16 protein-coding genes are annotated in these 15721 nt (G+C 29.3%); 5 read left to right on the top strand and 11 right to left on the bottom strand.

The annotated features are described in order from the left end of the window. Window positions 1–127: 127 nt before the first annotated feature. The 3 genes from pepF to BV55_RS0101390 form a co-directional block, all read right to left on the bottom strand. Complete coding sequence (gene pepF, locus BV55_RS0101380) at window positions 128–1921, bottom strand: oligoendopeptidase F (RefSeq protein ID WP_029450928.1); 1794 nt, start codon at window positions 1919–1921, stop codon at window positions 128–130. A gap of 134 nt (window positions 1922–2055) precedes the next feature. Beyond that, window positions 2056–2454, bottom strand: a complete 399-nt coding sequence (locus tag BV55_RS0101385; RefSeq protein WP_029450929.1) for a DUF6762 family protein — start codon at window positions 2452–2454, stop codon at window positions 2056–2058. Between the two features lie 208 nt (window positions 2455–2662). Continuing rightward, window positions 2663–3568, bottom strand: a complete 906-nt coding sequence (locus BV55_RS0101390; protein ID WP_029450930.1) for a metal ABC transporter substrate-binding protein — start codon at window positions 3566–3568, stop codon at window positions 2663–2665. A gap of 111 nt (window positions 3569–3679) precedes the next feature. Here BV55_RS0101390 and BV55_RS0101395 point away from each other — a divergent pair, with 111 nt between their 5' ends. The 3 genes from BV55_RS0101395 to BV55_RS0101405 are packed head-to-tail and all read left to right on the top strand — an operon-like array spanning window position 3680 to window position 5571. Continuing rightward, a complete protein-coding gene (locus BV55_RS0101395; RefSeq protein ID WP_029450931.1) occupies window positions 3680–4351 on the top strand; it encodes a metal ABC transporter ATP-binding protein in 672 nt (223 codons plus the stop codon). Window positions 4352–4357: 6 nt separating this feature from the next. Beyond that, window positions 4358–5149, top strand: coding sequence for a metal ABC transporter permease (locus BV55_RS0101400; protein ID WP_029450933.1), 792 nt, complete (start codon window positions 4358–4360; stop codon window positions 5147–5149). 5 nt (window positions 5150–5154) lie between these two features. Further along, on the top strand, window positions 5155–5571 hold the full coding sequence (locus tag BV55_RS0101405) for a Fur family transcriptional regulator (protein ID WP_029450934.1): 417 nt from the start codon (window positions 5155–5157) through the stop codon (window positions 5569–5571). Window positions 5572–5635: 64 nt separating this feature from the next. Here the strand turns inward: BV55_RS0101405 and BV55_RS0101410 are convergent, their stop codons facing one another. Further along, the gene (locus BV55_RS0101410) at window positions 5636–6871 is read right to left on the bottom strand and encodes an NCS2 family permease (protein ID WP_084170585.1); all 1236 of its coding nucleotides are present in this window, start codon (window positions 6869–6871) and stop codon (window positions 5636–5638) included. A 156-nt stretch (window positions 6872–7027) separates the two neighbouring features. Then, complete coding sequence (locus BV55_RS0101415) at window positions 7028–7582, bottom strand: manganese efflux pump MntP (protein WP_029450938.1); 555 nt, start codon at window positions 7580–7582, stop codon at window positions 7028–7030. Between the two features lie 275 nt (window positions 7583–7857). Here BV55_RS0101415 and BV55_RS0101420 point away from each other — a divergent pair, with 275 nt between their 5' ends. Next, a complete protein-coding gene (locus BV55_RS0101420; RefSeq protein ID WP_029450940.1) occupies window positions 7858–9078 on the top strand; it encodes a 6-phosphofructokinase in 1221 nt (406 codons plus the stop codon). Window positions 9079–9125: 47 nt separating this feature from the next. On the opposite strand, the gene BV55_RS0101425 is transcribed toward BV55_RS0101420, so the two are convergent. Further along, window positions 9126–10427, bottom strand: a complete 1302-nt coding sequence (locus tag BV55_RS0101425; RefSeq protein WP_029450941.1) for an aminotransferase class V-fold PLP-dependent enzyme — start codon at window positions 10425–10427, stop codon at window positions 9126–9128. A 138-nt stretch (window positions 10428–10565) separates the two neighbouring features. On the opposite strand from BV55_RS0101425, the gene BV55_RS0101430 reads away from it, so the two are divergent. Next, on the top strand, window positions 10566–11150 hold the full coding sequence (locus tag BV55_RS0101430; RefSeq protein WP_029450942.1) for a hypothetical protein: 585 nt from the start codon (window positions 10566–10568) through the stop codon (window positions 11148–11150). Window positions 11151–11277: 127 nt separating this feature from the next. On the opposite strand, the gene BV55_RS0101435 is transcribed toward BV55_RS0101430, so the two are convergent. The 5 genes from BV55_RS0101435 to BV55_RS0101455 all read right to left on the bottom strand — a co-directional run bounded on the left by BV55_RS0101435 (window position 11278) and on the right by BV55_RS0101455 (window position 15526). Further along, window positions 11278–11880: a DUF3793 family protein gene (locus tag BV55_RS0101435; RefSeq protein ID WP_051652359.1), complete on the bottom strand. Its 603-nt coding sequence runs from the start codon at window positions 11878–11880 to the stop codon at window positions 11278–11280. Window positions 11881–11902: 22 nt separating this feature from the next. Further along, complete coding sequence (locus tag BV55_RS0101440) at window positions 11903–12193, bottom strand: DUF2325 domain-containing protein (RefSeq protein ID WP_029450944.1); 291 nt, start codon at window positions 12191–12193, stop codon at window positions 11903–11905. Between the two features lie 209 nt (window positions 12194–12402). After that, window positions 12403–13611 (bottom strand): ABC transporter permease, encoded by a 1209-nt coding sequence (locus BV55_RS0101445; RefSeq protein WP_035794205.1) that lies wholly within the window; start codon window positions 13609–13611, stop codon window positions 12403–12405. Between the two features lie 11 nt (window positions 13612–13622). Next, a complete protein-coding gene (locus tag BV55_RS0101450) occupies window positions 13623–14351 on the bottom strand; it encodes an ABC transporter ATP-binding protein (protein WP_051652360.1) in 729 nt (242 codons plus the stop codon). Next, complete coding sequence (locus BV55_RS0101455; protein WP_029450947.1) at window positions 14348–15526, bottom strand: efflux RND transporter periplasmic adaptor subunit; 1179 nt, start codon at window positions 15524–15526, stop codon at window positions 14348–14350. Before BV55_RS0101455 ends, BV55_RS0101450 begins: the two co-directional genes overlap by 4 nt. Between the last annotated feature and the right edge of the window lie 195 nt (window positions 15527–15721).

Genomic DNA, 15721 nt, shown 5'->3' on the forward strand with positions numbered 1-15721 from the left:
TAAGTATATATGAAGAATAGCTCCTTTAACTATGTTATTAAAATATACTAACCCTACTACATTAGTATAAATTAAAAAAGGTGAAGTCTCAATACACCTTCACCTTATAATTTAAAATTTATCCAGCTTATTTTTCTAACATATCTAAAAGTTCATTAAATCTAGCTATAGTAGCTTCCAAAGGTTTTGATGTAGTCATATCAACCCCTGCTGTTTTTAATATATTAATAGGATAATCACTACCACCACTTTTTAAGAATCCTTTATATTTTTCTAATGCATTTTCGTTGTCTTCTAATATAGTTTTTGCAAAGGCACTTGCAGCCGCATAACCTGTAGCATACTGATAAACATAAAAGTCAGAATAAAAATGTGGTATTCTTGCCCATTCCATATCTATTCCCTCATCTACAATCATATCAGGTCCAAAGTACTTAACATTTAAGTCATGCCATATACTGCACAAATCCTTACTATTTAATGGTTTCCCATTTTCTATACTCTCGTGAACTAAGATTTCAAATTCAGCAAACATAAGTTGTCTGAATACTGTAGTTCTTATTTGTTCTAATTCTTGATTTATTAAGTATAATTTTTTATTTTCGTCCTCTTCTTTATTTATAAGGTGGTGAATTAAAAGTGCTTCATTTGTAGTTGAAGCAACCTCAGCACAAAATAAAGTATAATTAGAATATACCTGTGGTTGATTTTTTCTTGAATAATATGAATGTATAGAATGGCCCATCTCATGTGCGAAGGTAGAAACATCATTTATGCTATAGTTATAGTTTAAAAGAACATAGGGCATAGTATCATGACATCCCCAAGAATATGCTCCCCCTCTTTTACCTTTGTTTTCAAATACATCTACCCATCCATTATCTACGCCCTCTTTAAATATACTTAAATATTCTTCTCCAAGTGGCTTTAAACCTTCTTTTACTATTTTAATAGCTTCCTCAAATTCAATATGTTCTTTTGGTATATCTATTACAGGAACATATAAGTCATACATATGCATCTCATCTAATCCTAGTAATCTTTTTTTCACACTTACATACCTATGAAGTGAATCTAAATTCTTGTTTATAGTATCTATAGATTTATAATAAACTTCTACTGGTATATTATTTGGCTTCAATGAACTCTCTAAAGATGACTCATATTTATTAGCCTTTGATACAAATATAAAGTTTTTTACTGAAGATGTTAAAGAACTAGTTAAAGTATTTTTAAATTTACTATAAGTATTAAATAAAGCCTTAAAAGCTTCTTCCCTAACTCTTCTGTCCTTTGACCTTATAAAGGTTGCATAATTAACCTCTGTAAGTTCAACCTCTTTATTATTTTCATCCTTTATATTTGGAAATGTCATATCTGCATTAGTAAGCATACCAAATATATTACCTGGAGCTTCAAGACAATCTGAAACAGAAGCAAGCATTTCTTCAAGTTCTCTAGAAAGTGTATGAGGTTTCATTATAATTATCTGCTTGAAAAAGAACTTATACATATTTAGTTCCTGTATTTCGTCTATGTTCTTCAATAATTCTTCTTCATTTAATGATAATATTTCTGGAACAAAAAATGCATTTATACTAGAAAGTTCCGCTAAATAGCCATCTATCTTTTCCTTTATAGTTTGAAATTCTGTGTTAGCTGTATCTTCATCTGATTTAAGATGAGCGTATACAAATAATACTTCTGCTTTTCTTGATATCTTTTCTTTTAAATTAAGATATGCTATTAAATTTTTAGGATCACTAAGTGTCCCTGGAAATTCCTTCAGCTTTAAAGCTTCTATCTTTAGCTGCTGAAAATCTTCTTCCCACCTTCTTGAATCTTTATATACCTTTTCTATATTCCATTTGTATTGTGAAGCTATTTCCTCTCTTGTTTTTAATCTTTTTACTTCTGTCATAAAAACTCCTCCTTTAATAAACCACATATAAACACTGTATCATAGCAAAACTTAAATTGCTATTACAATAGTATGAAGATTCTTGAATCTATATATATCATTACTTAATCTGTTCTAATATATTTGTTGAAGCCTTAAATATATTCCTCTTTTTTACCTTGTATGTCTACATAAACCTTTTTAATAGCTTCATCTATTAAATTACATATTTCATTTATTTTGTAACTCATAATCTCTCTCTTCTCATCATAAGGAAAGCTTATGAGCCACGTAGGGTTATATTCCTCATCTTTATCTTTTATTTCATATCCCTTTTCTATGAAAGCCTTTGTATCAAACAAATCAAATATAGCTGAATATTCCCATTCCTCAACATCCTTATCAGTATCAAAGTAAAGGCTCACCATGCCGTCTATACAAAATAGTTTCCTTACATAATTCCCTCCGTCCCCTACTTCATAACTTCCAAGTTCTCTTAAAAATAAATTAGTATCTTTTTCTTTCTCCATAATCACTAATGATGAAAAATCCATAATAGTCCTCCTTATTTATAATCCCTTATTTTTGTACTTACTTAAAGTTTTAAAATATACCTTAACATATAATATACTAAATTAAATAGGATGTTTCAAAGGAAACCCTATACTCTAAGTTAAATCAGCTTATCTTTATAATTTATAAGCCTATACTTATTATATATTAGTTATCTCTTTAAAACATCCTAAATTTTCTTCTTACTTATTAATTTAAACTATCATATATCTTCTGTAAATTCTCTCTCATAGTTTCTATATAATTACCCTCTGACTCTAAAGTATTAATAGTATCTGTCTTCGCACCAATCTCTCTAGCTAAAGTCTCCGAGACCTTAGGGCTGACATTTTGTTCCGTAAATACAGTTTTTAAATTTACTTCTTTCCCAATGCCTACCAATTCCTTAATCTTTTGTGGTGTAGGTTCTCCCTCTGCAAAAACATCCTCCACACTATATTGCTGAAGGTCAAAATCTCTACATAAATATGCAAAAGCTGCATGACCTGTTACAAATGTTTTATTTTCAAGTGGCTGTATCTTACTTTGGTACTCATCTTTTAAGTCATCCAGTTCTTTTTCAAATCTTTTGTAATTTTCTTCGTAATAGTCTTTATTAGAAGAATCTATCTTAACTAAAGCTTCTTTTATATTATTAGCCTCTACCTTAGCTTCTTTAAGACTTAACCAAACGTGAGGATCAAACTGACCATGTTCATGTGCTTCCTCTTTTGAGGTTTCTATTAAATCTGCACCTTTAGATGCTTCGACTACTACCAAATTTTTATTATCTACACTTTTTAATATGTCATCTGCCCAGTGCTCCATTTCTAAACCATTATATATAAATAAATCCGCCTTAGACATATTTTTCATATCTTTTGCTTTAGGCTCAAAATCGTGCGCTTCTACTCCACTTGGTACTATAGTTGTAATATCAATTTTTTCTCCTCCTATAGCCATAGCAAATTCAGTCATAGCATTAAAGCTAGATACTACAAATATCTTTTTTTCTGCTTGAGCCTTATTGTCTCCTGCCTCCTTTTTATTTACACAAGATGATAATAATATCACCATACACAGTGGCCCTATAATTTTAAATAACTTCTTTTTCATTTTTTCCTCCTAGCGTATCTTTTCTCTTGCAAATCATTTGCATTAAGTATATAATAATATACGAGGTAATCATTGTCAACATACAATTTAAAATACAGGGAGCTGAAATATTTGATTATAATAAAAGACTTATGCTTTTCCTATGAAGGCGCTAAACCATACATATTAGACCACGTAAATTTGACTATTCCTACGGGCAGTTATTTTTCAATAGTGGGTGAAAACGGCAGTGCCAAAAGCACTTTAATAAAACTTGTGTTAGGATTATTAAAACCAATAAAAGGCGATATTAAAGTAAATACATCAAATATTGCTTATGTTCCTCAAAAACTTGACAGTTTTAATTCTGAATTTCCAATAACTGTTCATGAATTATTATCTAATCACAAAAAAGTGTGTAAAATAAATGATGCCAAAGCCATTGATAAGAGTTTAGAAATAGTTTCTATGACAGCTTACAAAAATAAATTAATAGGGAGCCTTTCTGGTGGGCAACAACAAAAGATATTCATAGCTAGAGCTTTGATGGGATCTCCAAAACTTATAATTTTAGACGAGCCATCCACAGGAATTGATTTTCAAAGTCAAAAAGAAATATATTCTATAATAAAATCCTTAAATACAGAAAATAATATTACTGTTATATCTGTTGAACACAATTTAGACGCTGTTCTAAAAAACTCTACTCATATATATGAGCTAAATTCCGACACTGGAAATGGTATTTTGTATAATGCTAAGGAATATAGAGATAAAATTTTAAATGTTTATAACGAAAGGTAGATTTACATGTTGCAATTTGAATTTATGAGAAATGCCTTAATGGCAGGACTTTTTGTATCCATACTCTGTCCCTTTGTAGGGCTGTTTTTGGTTCTTAAAAGATATTCTATGATGGGTGATACCCTATCTCATGCTTCCTTTGCTGGTATAGCTATAGGTTTAGTATCAGGTTTAAATCCAATTATTACATCTTTTATTTTTACATCCGCTTGCGGCCTTCTAATTGAATATTTAAGAAACTATTATAAAAAATATTCAGAACTTGTAATGTCTATAATATTAACCCTTAGTATAGGTATCGCAATCTTAATAATGAGTACAGGAAAAGCGGGCTCAAGTGTTAATTCTATATTATTTGGAAACATGCTAACAGTTTCAAAATCAGATTTAATATGGATGGCTATAATAGGTGTTATATCTTTCATCTTTATATTCTTTTTATACAATAAATTAATCTATGCTACCTTTGATGAAGAGGGTGCTAAAGTTTCTGGAGTAAATGTATCTTTAGTTAACTATATCTTCACTCTTATAGTAGCTGCTACAATATCTATATCCATAAGAATATTAGGAGTACTTGTTATCTCTTCAATGATTGTTGTACCTGTTGCTACAGCTATGCAACTAAAAAAAGGTTTTAAGAGTACACTTTTATATTCTATATTGTTTGGATTTATAGATATATTTACAGGATTTTTCATATCCTATAAGTTAGATACTGCTACTGGAGGTACTATTGCTTTAACGTCTGTAGTAGTTTTAACTATAATATTGATAATAAATAAATATCGTAGGTGAATTTTATGAATACAACAGAGTTATTGAAAAATAAGACTATAAAAGCTACTAAAGCAAGAATTATAATTTATAATATAATAGCTGATTGTGATTGTGGAATAACTGCAGAATACATCCACAATAAATGTTTAGAATCTAATATAAGCATAAACTTATCAACAGTATACCGAAGCTTAGATTTATTTGAAGAAAAAGGCCTTGTAGAAAAATACGATTTTGGCGAAGGCACATATAATTACACATTAAAAAAGCATAACCACAAACATTTACTAGAATGTAGTCTTTGTCATAAAGAGGTAGAGCTTCAATGTCCAATGCAACAAATTGAGGAGCTTGTAAAAAATAAAACAGGATTCACATTAGTGGAACACGAACTAAAGATGAAGGGTATTTGTAAGGATTGTAAAAATCATAAACAATAGTAATTAAAAAAGATCACATTTAAAATGTGATCTTTTTTTGCTTTTATATCATATTATCACTATATTAAATAGCATGTAGTATGAAGTTAATTAAAAACATAAAGGATATTATATACATAGGAACTGATATTTCTTTATGCTTTTTACTAGCTAATTTTACTATAGGATATGCCACAAACCCAAAAGCCATACCATCTACGATGCTGAAAGTAAGCGGTATCATAGCTATAATCAAAAAAGCTGGAAATCCTTCTGTAAAATCATTAAAATCTATATTTAATACGTTTTTAATCATTAAACTACCTATTATTATCAAAATAGGAGCTATAGCGCTATTAGGTATAATTTTAATTATAGGCATAAATATTATAGATAGTAAAAATAGTATTCCTGCTGTAAATGATGTGAGACCACTTTTGCCACCTGCAGCAATTCCTGCTGCACCTTCAATTGATACTACTGTTGGACTTGTTCCAACTATAGCACAATTAATAACTGACATAGCAGTAGCTTGAAAGGATTTTTTAAACTTTTCAGGCTTACCTAGCATCACATTTACCTGTCCATGGATTAATCCAAGATTTTCAAATATAAGTACCAATAATATAGAAAATGTGGACACAATAAATGAACTTGAAAATATATTGCTAAAGTCCATATGACCTATTACTTCTTTATAGCCTCCAAGGGAAAACCCTGAAAAAGAAATCTGCGATAAGTCAATTAAACCAAAACCTGCTGAAAGGAGTACTCCTAAAAACATACTTATAAGAAAGTTTCCTTGAACGTTCTTCACAAATAACACCAATGTAATTATAAGGGTTATAAGCGTTACATAAACTGCTGGATCACTAAGATTTCCAAGTGCAACAAATGTTGTTTCATTTGAAACAATTATTCCACTTTTTTGAAGTCCTATAAAGGTAATCATAAGACCTATTCCTACAGTTATAGCCTCTTTTAATGATGTTGGAATTGATTTTGTTAATATCTCACCAAGTTTTGTAAAGGCTACCACAGCAAACAAAATTCCTGCAATAAACACTGATGCTAATGCTTGTTCCCAGGTTAATCCCATAGTTTTAACTATGGTATAAGAAAACATAGCATTAACTCCCATACCAGGAACCAATATCATTGGTGACTTTCCCCAAAATGCTGACAACAAACATCCAACAAAAGTAGATAACACTGTAGCTATAACCGCCGCTTCCATAGGTATGCCAGCATCTGCTAGTATGGCTGGATTCACCGCTATTATGTAAGCAGCAGCAAAAAATGATGTAAGCCCTGCTAACATTTCTTTTTTTCTAGTAGTTTCATTAATATCTAAGTCAAATAATTTATTCAATTCTTTTCCTCTTCATATCTTTCCCTCTCCCACCCACAATTACACTTATTATGTGCAAATGCACTAATATTATAACAAATAATATTATAAAGTCAAAGGGATTATTTACCTCGAAAATATTAATTTAAGTCCTAATATAATTAATATTATGCCTCCTATATAATCTGCATACTTACATATAAATTCTATTTTTCTAAAAAATATACTTATTATAAATGCTATACTTGTAAGAATACAAGTTACCATTCCTATAAATAAACTTATTTCAATAAGTAACATTAAACTATTTATCGTCTCAAAAAATGTAAATCCTATAACTAAAGCATCTATACTTACGGATATGCCTAATAATATACACATCTTTGGCTTCAAAAAAATATACTTCTTTTTATCTTCCATACCTTCCATTATCATTGTTATACCAACTACCGCTACTATAATGCCTCCTAATATACTAGAAGTATAATTTACATACTTATTAAATATAAGGCTGCCACAGGAACCTATTAACATAAATAAGGTTTGGAAAAATGAAAAAGACATACAAAAGCATACCTTATTCTTAAACTTAATATTTGAATTAATTCCTATACTTAGTGCTACTCCAAAGGCATCTAAAGATAAAGCAATAGCCACTACAAATATAGATAAAAGTGTCATGTTTTTCCCCTTTCAAACATGCTGACAATGTTAATTAATATATATTATTTTACTTAGAAATATATTCAAATATCATATTAAAAAGAATAACTTTTTAAACAATATTAAGGTGATAATAATTCTAATATTAATCATATGATACTATCATTTCCTTATATATTTCGTTAAAAGCCTTTATTTTTCTTATTATATATTATATATTATTAATTGATGAATATTTTATACTCATAATAGCTTATATAGTATATAACATATATGTAAAGGAGATAATTGTAATGTGTAATTGCCTTATTGCTCAATCTGGCGGTCCTACTTCTGTTATAAATTCAAGCGTTGTAGGTCTAGTAGATGAAAATACAAAATTAAACATATTTAATACAGTGTACGGAGGGTTAAATGGTATAGAGGGTATCTTAAATGAAAATCTAATAAATTTATCAACCTGTGATAAAAATATATTAGATACCTTTAAACTTACCCCTTCTTCTGGATTAGGTTCTTGTAGATATAAAATGAAAGATTATAATAACGATGAAAGTGAATATATTAAAATCTTTGATATATTTCAGAAATTAAACATTAAAGCCTTCTTTTACATAGGTGGAAATGATTCTATGGATACTGTTTCAAAGCTTAGCAAATATGCTGAAAATAAAAATATAGATGTTAAAATAATGGGTATACCTAAAACCATAGACAATGACCTTCCAATAACAGATCACACTCCTGGCTTTGGAAGTGCTGCAAAGTTTATATCCACAGTAGCTTTAGAAACATACTTAGATTCTTCAGTTTATATAAATAACGGTATATTTATATTAGAAACTATGGGAAGAGATGCAGGATGGCTTGCTGCTAGTGCTTCTTTAGCAAAACTTAATAATAAACCTATAGCTGATTTTATATATCTTCCTGAGATAGCCTTTGATACCGATGCCTTTATAAAGGATGTTAAAGAAAAGTTCAAAAAACAAAATCATGTATATATAGTTGCCTCTGAAGGTTTAAAGGATAATGATGGAAACTTCTTATCTACTCTTCAATCTGCGGAATGCCATGATAACTTTGGACATGCTCAATTAGGAGGTGTTGGAAATTATCTAAAGAGTTTAATTTTAGATAATCATATAACAACTAGGGTTAAGTCCTTAGAACTAGGGGTACTTCAAAGATGTGCCATGCATATATCCTCTTCTATAGACGTGGAGGAAGCCTATGCTTCTGGTGCTGCCGCTCTTAGATTTGCGAAAGATGGTATGTCCGGATATATGGTTGGAATTAAGAGAATGGCTGGTAGCACTTATTTAACTGAAACCTTTCCTATAAAAGCATCCACTGTGGCTAACAATGTTAAATACATACCTAGAGATTGGATCAATAAAGAAGGTAATGGTGTAAATGAATTGTTTTATAACTACGCAAATCCTCTTATTTCTGGTAATGTAGAATTATTATATAAGGATTGTATACCAAGCTATCATATTTTCAATAAATAACTTTTAAATATTTTAAGTTTCAGATGGGCTTAAATCCCATCTGAAACTTAAAACTTATTAAAATAATTATACCTACCATTGATATAGTCTAGTGCTGATATAAAACAATCTATTTCTTCTTTTGTGTTGTATATTCCAAAACTCACTCTAACCATTCCAGGCTTTGGTAAATTCAAGTTACTTTTATAGTATTTTATCTCTTTAGGTGGTATTTTAAGAAGTCTTTGTACATAAGGTTGAGCACAAAAGCATCCTGACCTAACTTCAATTCCATAATATTTATATAGCATTTCAGCTACCTTTTCATGATGAAGTCCTTTTATATTAAAGCTCACTATGCCTAATCTATCGTTGTCCATTTTAGTGCTTCCATATATACTTATATATTCTCTTTTATTTAAATTACAAAGTAAATATCTTGTAAGCTCTCTTTCATGTCTTTCTATGATATCCATATTTAAATATTCCATAACCTTTAATGAAGAAATAAGCGCAACCACCCCCATAAAATTTGGTGTACCTGCCTCCTCCTTCAAAGGAACATCCTCCCATACCACTTCTTCCCTAGTAACAAATTTCACAGTTCCTCCACCTTTACAATCGGGCTCTCCTCCATCAAAGGCCTTCTTTTTACCTATAATTACGCCTATGCCAAAGGGAGCATACATCTTATGTGCAGAAAATACCAAATAATCTATAACAGCTTTACTATTATCTTTTTTAATACATATCTTTTTATGAGGTACCACCTGAGCTCCATCCACTATAATTTCCGCTCCATAGTTATGACATATTTCAGCTATCATATATATATCATTAATAAACCCTGTAACATTTGATGCTCCAGTTAATGTTACATATTTAACCCTTCCATTATAGTATTCAAGCTTCTCATAAAGACTTTCTATAGATAATCTTCCATCCTTATCTATGTCTATATAATCTAAGTTGCATTTACCCCTCCAAGGCAAATCATTAGAATGGTGTTCCATATAGGAGGAAAGAACTACATCATCTTTATTATAAATTAATCTATTAGATAATTTATTTATGCTCTCTGTAGTATTTTTAGTGAAGATAACCGTATATTCATCACTAGGTGCCATAAAATATTTTAGTATAGCTACCCTAGCCTCTTCATAGAAATTCGAACAAATATTAGACTTGTAACCTACCCCTCTATGAACTGAACCATAGTAAGATGAAAAGTATTTTATATTATCAAGTACATACTTAAAAGGCGGTGTAGTAGCTGCATTATCAAAATTTATAGTTTTCACTATTTTACCAGTATCTAACTTTATATAATGATCTATTTCAGAAAAAAAGTTTTTATAATCTATAAACATAAAAATTCCTCCCTGTTATATTATTAATATTCATCTACTTTATAATATGGTACTGTTTTATAATATTATTTTAACTTGTAACAAATTATATATGATTACATAGTATATATTGTAGTTTAAAAATGGAGGTATTATTTTATGTGTGAAAAAGACTCCTTTGTGGAAAAAGACGATGATATAAACTTTGTCCCTTGGGTTCAAGATCCAGATGTTATCTCTAATATGCAGGACAATTTTAGAATCACTGAAGATTCAACGGTAGCTTCTATAGGTATGATGTGTAATCCTAACATGATGCAACCTATGGATATGATGTGTAATCCTAACATGATCCAGCAGCCTATGGATATGATGTGTCCTTCTAATAATATGATGCAACATATGCATATGATGTGTCACCCTAATATGATGATGTGTCCTATGCATATGATGGGTAATCCTAATATGTTAAATCCTATGATGGGACCGCCTTGTAACATACCGCCAAAAATGGACAATAAGATTCCAACTCATGATCCTTGCGCAAAGGGATGTAGAGAAATTGACCATGTTAATTATTCCGATGATTTTAGAAGTAAAGATAAAGATGTGGAAAAAATATTAAGAAAGATAGAATGTAATAATCCAATGATAATGAAAACTTTAATGTGCTACAATATGCCTTGTAATCTTGCAAGAAATATAATGAAAGATATAATAAAACTCACATTAACGTATAAGTAATCCATATAAATATAAATAAAAAGTAGAAGTTTAAAGTATGTACTTTATAACTTCTACTTTTTATTTATATGCACAACTATATATATTGTGATATTTTTTAATTTTAACCTTTCTAAAGTATATTATATTAATTTTTATAACCTTTGACTCCTTTATTACTTTTAATTATTTCTGTCATCACATCTATCCTCGCTATATCAAATCTTTTAAATTGATCTTTTGCATAAGGTAAGTTGTTATATACCTTCCAATATCCAGTAGCAAGGCACTTTTTATTATTATCAATAAAGTCTTTAACATCATCAATAGGATATCCTAAAAATAATCCTATCTCATGAGGACAGGCTAAAGAAAATCGTTCTTTTAATTTAAATAAAACTTCATTTAGATTCATATCTTTATTATACCCATATTGTAATAAAAACTCTAACCTTTCTTCATTATAAATTACCTCTTCAAGTTTATCTCTATTGTAAATCATAATACCGCTACTCCTTTCATCTTCCCTGATTTTGAAATAATCCAACTTTAAATCATGTAATACTTCTTCTTTGTTAATGTCCCACAAATTACAAAGATCTCTTTTTTCATTTGTAAGTGTTACTATTGAAGCAGGCTTTATTTGTTTTATAGTAGGTGCTATATGATAATATATCTTAGCCTTAATATAATCATTATCTTGGAACTTTTCTATCTTATTTAAATAACTATAGGTAATATACTTTATCAATATAATCAATCCTTTAATATTTTTATTGATTATTTTTTAAAAATTGCTTTATATTTTGATCTAAGTAACTAATAGATCTTCTAGAATATATTATGTTAGTATCATTTTCTTTTACTCTTCCTTTTATGGTCTTACTTAATTGATGTCCTATAAAATCTGTTAAAACTAAAACCAGGTCAGTATTTACAGGTATATCTAATTTTAAATCGCCCTTTTTTCTTCCTGTAATGTGATTTATAGTTTCAAAACCATTTCCCCTTAAATAATCTTTAATATTTCCAAGCTTATCTCCACCTATTACCAGTATACTCATAATAATCACTCCTTATATATTTTGTTCTAATAGCAAATTCTATACATTATATTTTATATCTTTTCATATTAATATCAATAATCATTCTCAATTGTATTGTATAATATTTTTCTTTTTTTGTAAACACTATTATGATATGTTTTTAAAAAAATAGAAGACTTCTCATAATTATGAGAAGCCTTCTTAATATATATTGAAAATTTTATTTCTTATTCATATCTTAATGCTTCTATAGGGTCTAATTTAGCAGCCTTACGCGCAGGGTATATTCCGAAAAATATTCCTACTGCTGAAGAAAATAGTATAACACCTAAAATAGATTGTAATGACAATATAGGTGTAATATTTACAAAGCTACCTATAATATAAGCGGCTCCAATACCTAATATCATTCCAATAACTCCTCCTAGCAAAGAAATTATAATAGCTTCTGCTAAAAATTGAAGTAATATTGTATTAGTAGTGGCCCCTATTGCTTTTCTAATGCCTATTTCCCTAGTTCTTTCAGTTACAGACACTAACATTATATTCATAACCCCAATACCTCCAACTAAAAGAGATATTGCTGCTACAGCCCCTATAAATGCGGTAAATATGTCTACTACCTTATTTATTTGGTCTAGTTGCTTTAAAATATTTTCCCCCTTATAAAGATCCCTACCTCTATTATTATGTCTTATTTCTAATATATTTATAGCCTTTGTTGCAGCTTCTTCACCCTTATCTTGATCTTTACTTGCAATCATCATAGAATCAATTACAAAATCATTAGGAAATAAATCTTTTAAAACTGCTATAGGTACTATTGTAAATGCTGGGATATTTTCATCTACTCCTCCATAGGAAAATCCTGTGCTTTTATAAACCCCTATTATTGTAACCTTTTTAGGCGAAGTTTTTTGTCCCATCACAACTGTTTTTCCTATAACATCTGCATATCCAAAAAGACTTTTAGCCCCTACCTCATCTATTACAACTACAGGCTTTCCTTCATTGGTCTCTTTTTCAGTGAAAAACCTACCATAAATAATCTCTAAGTTTTGAATATAATTTAAATCTTCATTACCGCCAGATATAATGGACACCTTGCTTTTATCTTCACTTCTTATAACGCCTTGCTTTTGAGACACAGGAGTTATGTATTTTATGAGCTCTACCTTTTCTTTTATCTGTCTTATATCTTCTAAGTTAATATAATCAGAGGATTCAGCTTTTTGTGTATTAATTTTTATATTAATAGTTGATGCTCCTATTTTTTCGAACTCCCCGACTATACTATTTTTTCCACCTCTTCCTAATGCCAATATAGTTATAACAGAGCTTATACCAATTATTATACCTAACATAGTAAGGAATGATCTAAGCTTGTTGGCCTTTATACTATCTAAAGCCATTTTAAAATTTTCAACAATATTCAAATTCATCCCTCCTATTTAGATAACTTACTTTTTGATTCTACATACTTATCTAGTATTATCCTATCTTTAACAATATCATCCGATACAATTTCTCCATCTTTAAACCTCACTATTCTTTTCGTATATTGTGCTATATCTGGCTCGTGAGTTACCATAAGTATAGTTGCTCCTTCATCATTTAAAGTTTGAAATATCCTTATTATTTCTTCTGAAGACTTAGAATCTAAATTTCCTGTTGGCTCATCTGCCATTATTACTGCTGGAGAATTTACTATAGCTCTTGCTATTGCAACCCTTTGCTTTTGCCCTCCAGATATTTCATTAGGTCTGTGTTTTATTCTATCTAATAATCCTACCTTTTGTAAAGCACTAAGAGCTCTATCTCTTCTTTCACTTTTAGATACTCCAGCATAGGCCATAGGAAGTTCTACATTTTCTAATATGCTCATTCTAGGCAAAAGGTTAAAAGACTGAAATACAAAGCCTATTTCTTTATTCCTTATGTATGCAAGTTCATTATCTGAAAGATTTGAAATCTCCTTGTCATTTAATGTGTATTGTCCTTCGTCAAATTTATCTAAGCAACCTAGTATATTCATAAATGTAGATTTACCTGATCCTGAGGGACCCATAATTGATGTAAATTCTCCCTTATCTACTTTAAGACTTATTTCATTTAAAGCCTTAAATGTAATTTGTCCTGTTTTATATATTTTAACTATATCTACAACTTCAATCATTTTATATCACCCACAGATGCTTCTTTTACTAAAGATCCATCCTTTATAGCAGCAGTTGGATTTAAAATAACTGTATCTCCTTCATCTAGACCCTCCATTACCTCTGCTTCCATATCAGACTGCAATCCTAACTTTATTAGTTTTTCTACGGCTTTGTTTTCTACCATTATATATGCATAATTTTTACCTTGTTTATCTGATCTAATAGCTTCTGCTGGTATCTTTAGTATGTTTTCTTTTTTAGCTAACAATATTTCTATATCCACATCAAATTCTGGTTTAATATCTTCTACCTTTTCTAATATATCTACATCCGCATTAAGTATTACATCCGAACCTGTAGCACTTTGTACCTTTTTAGCCACAGGATCTATATAAACTACTTTTCCCTTTATTCTATTACCCGATATGACAATTTCTGCTTCCTGGTCTAGTATTACTTTTGAAGCATCATACTTACCAAGAGCTACTAATGCTTTTAAATTATATATATCTTGAACTACAACGGCTGGTTGTGTCATATTTCCAATAGCACCTTCTGTTATATTAATAGCAGTTATTACTCCATCAAAATCTGCTACTATATTTGAATTTATAGAACTTAATTTTGACTTTGCAGAATCTAATGATATCTTTGCCAAGTTTATAGCATTATCTGCTTGTTTTATTTTTTCTTCTGATATTTCAACTAATCCAGATTGTGATTGCAAAGCCATAGCTGCACCTTGAGATTCACTAACTTTATCTATATTAGTTAAATCTTTATTTGAATTTTTTAATTCTGCATCTTTGGCTTTCTTATCTTCTATACTTTGCTTTTGATTTATAAGTTCTTGTTTTTGAAGTACTGCATTATCATATTGAATTTCTGCTTGTTTTATTGCATTATTAATATCTTCTATATCATAACTTACTATGACATCTCCAGTTTTCACACTATCTCCCACTTTAAAATTTACCTCATTTGCTTTAAGCTGAGGGCCATAATATTCTTTTATTGTTTTTGACTTTATGGTAGCTGTAGTATTTAAGTAAGAACTTAAATTACCAATTTCTACATTTGATGTTTTTACGCTTATTGATTTATCATTTTTCTTTCCTAGTATTATAGGTAAAGAAACTATAATTCCCAGTGCAACTATCCCTACAATCCAAGTAATTGTCTTTTTTTTCATCATTTACTCTCCTTAATCTAAAAAATGCCCCTATTAAATAGGTTATTATAACTTTTAATACAAGTATCTTATGAATATACAAAATATTTTACCTCTTTTAATCAACATTATCAATGATATCTAATAATATTTTAAGCAATTAAAATTTCCATAAAAAATGCAACTAAGATTTAAAAGAGGTTATACCTTCTATTT

The sequence above is a fragment of the Clostridium algidicarnis genome (assembly GCF_000703125.1).
Lineage (GTDB): Bacteria > Bacillota > Clostridia > Clostridiales > Clostridiaceae > Clostridium_L > Clostridium_L algidicarnis.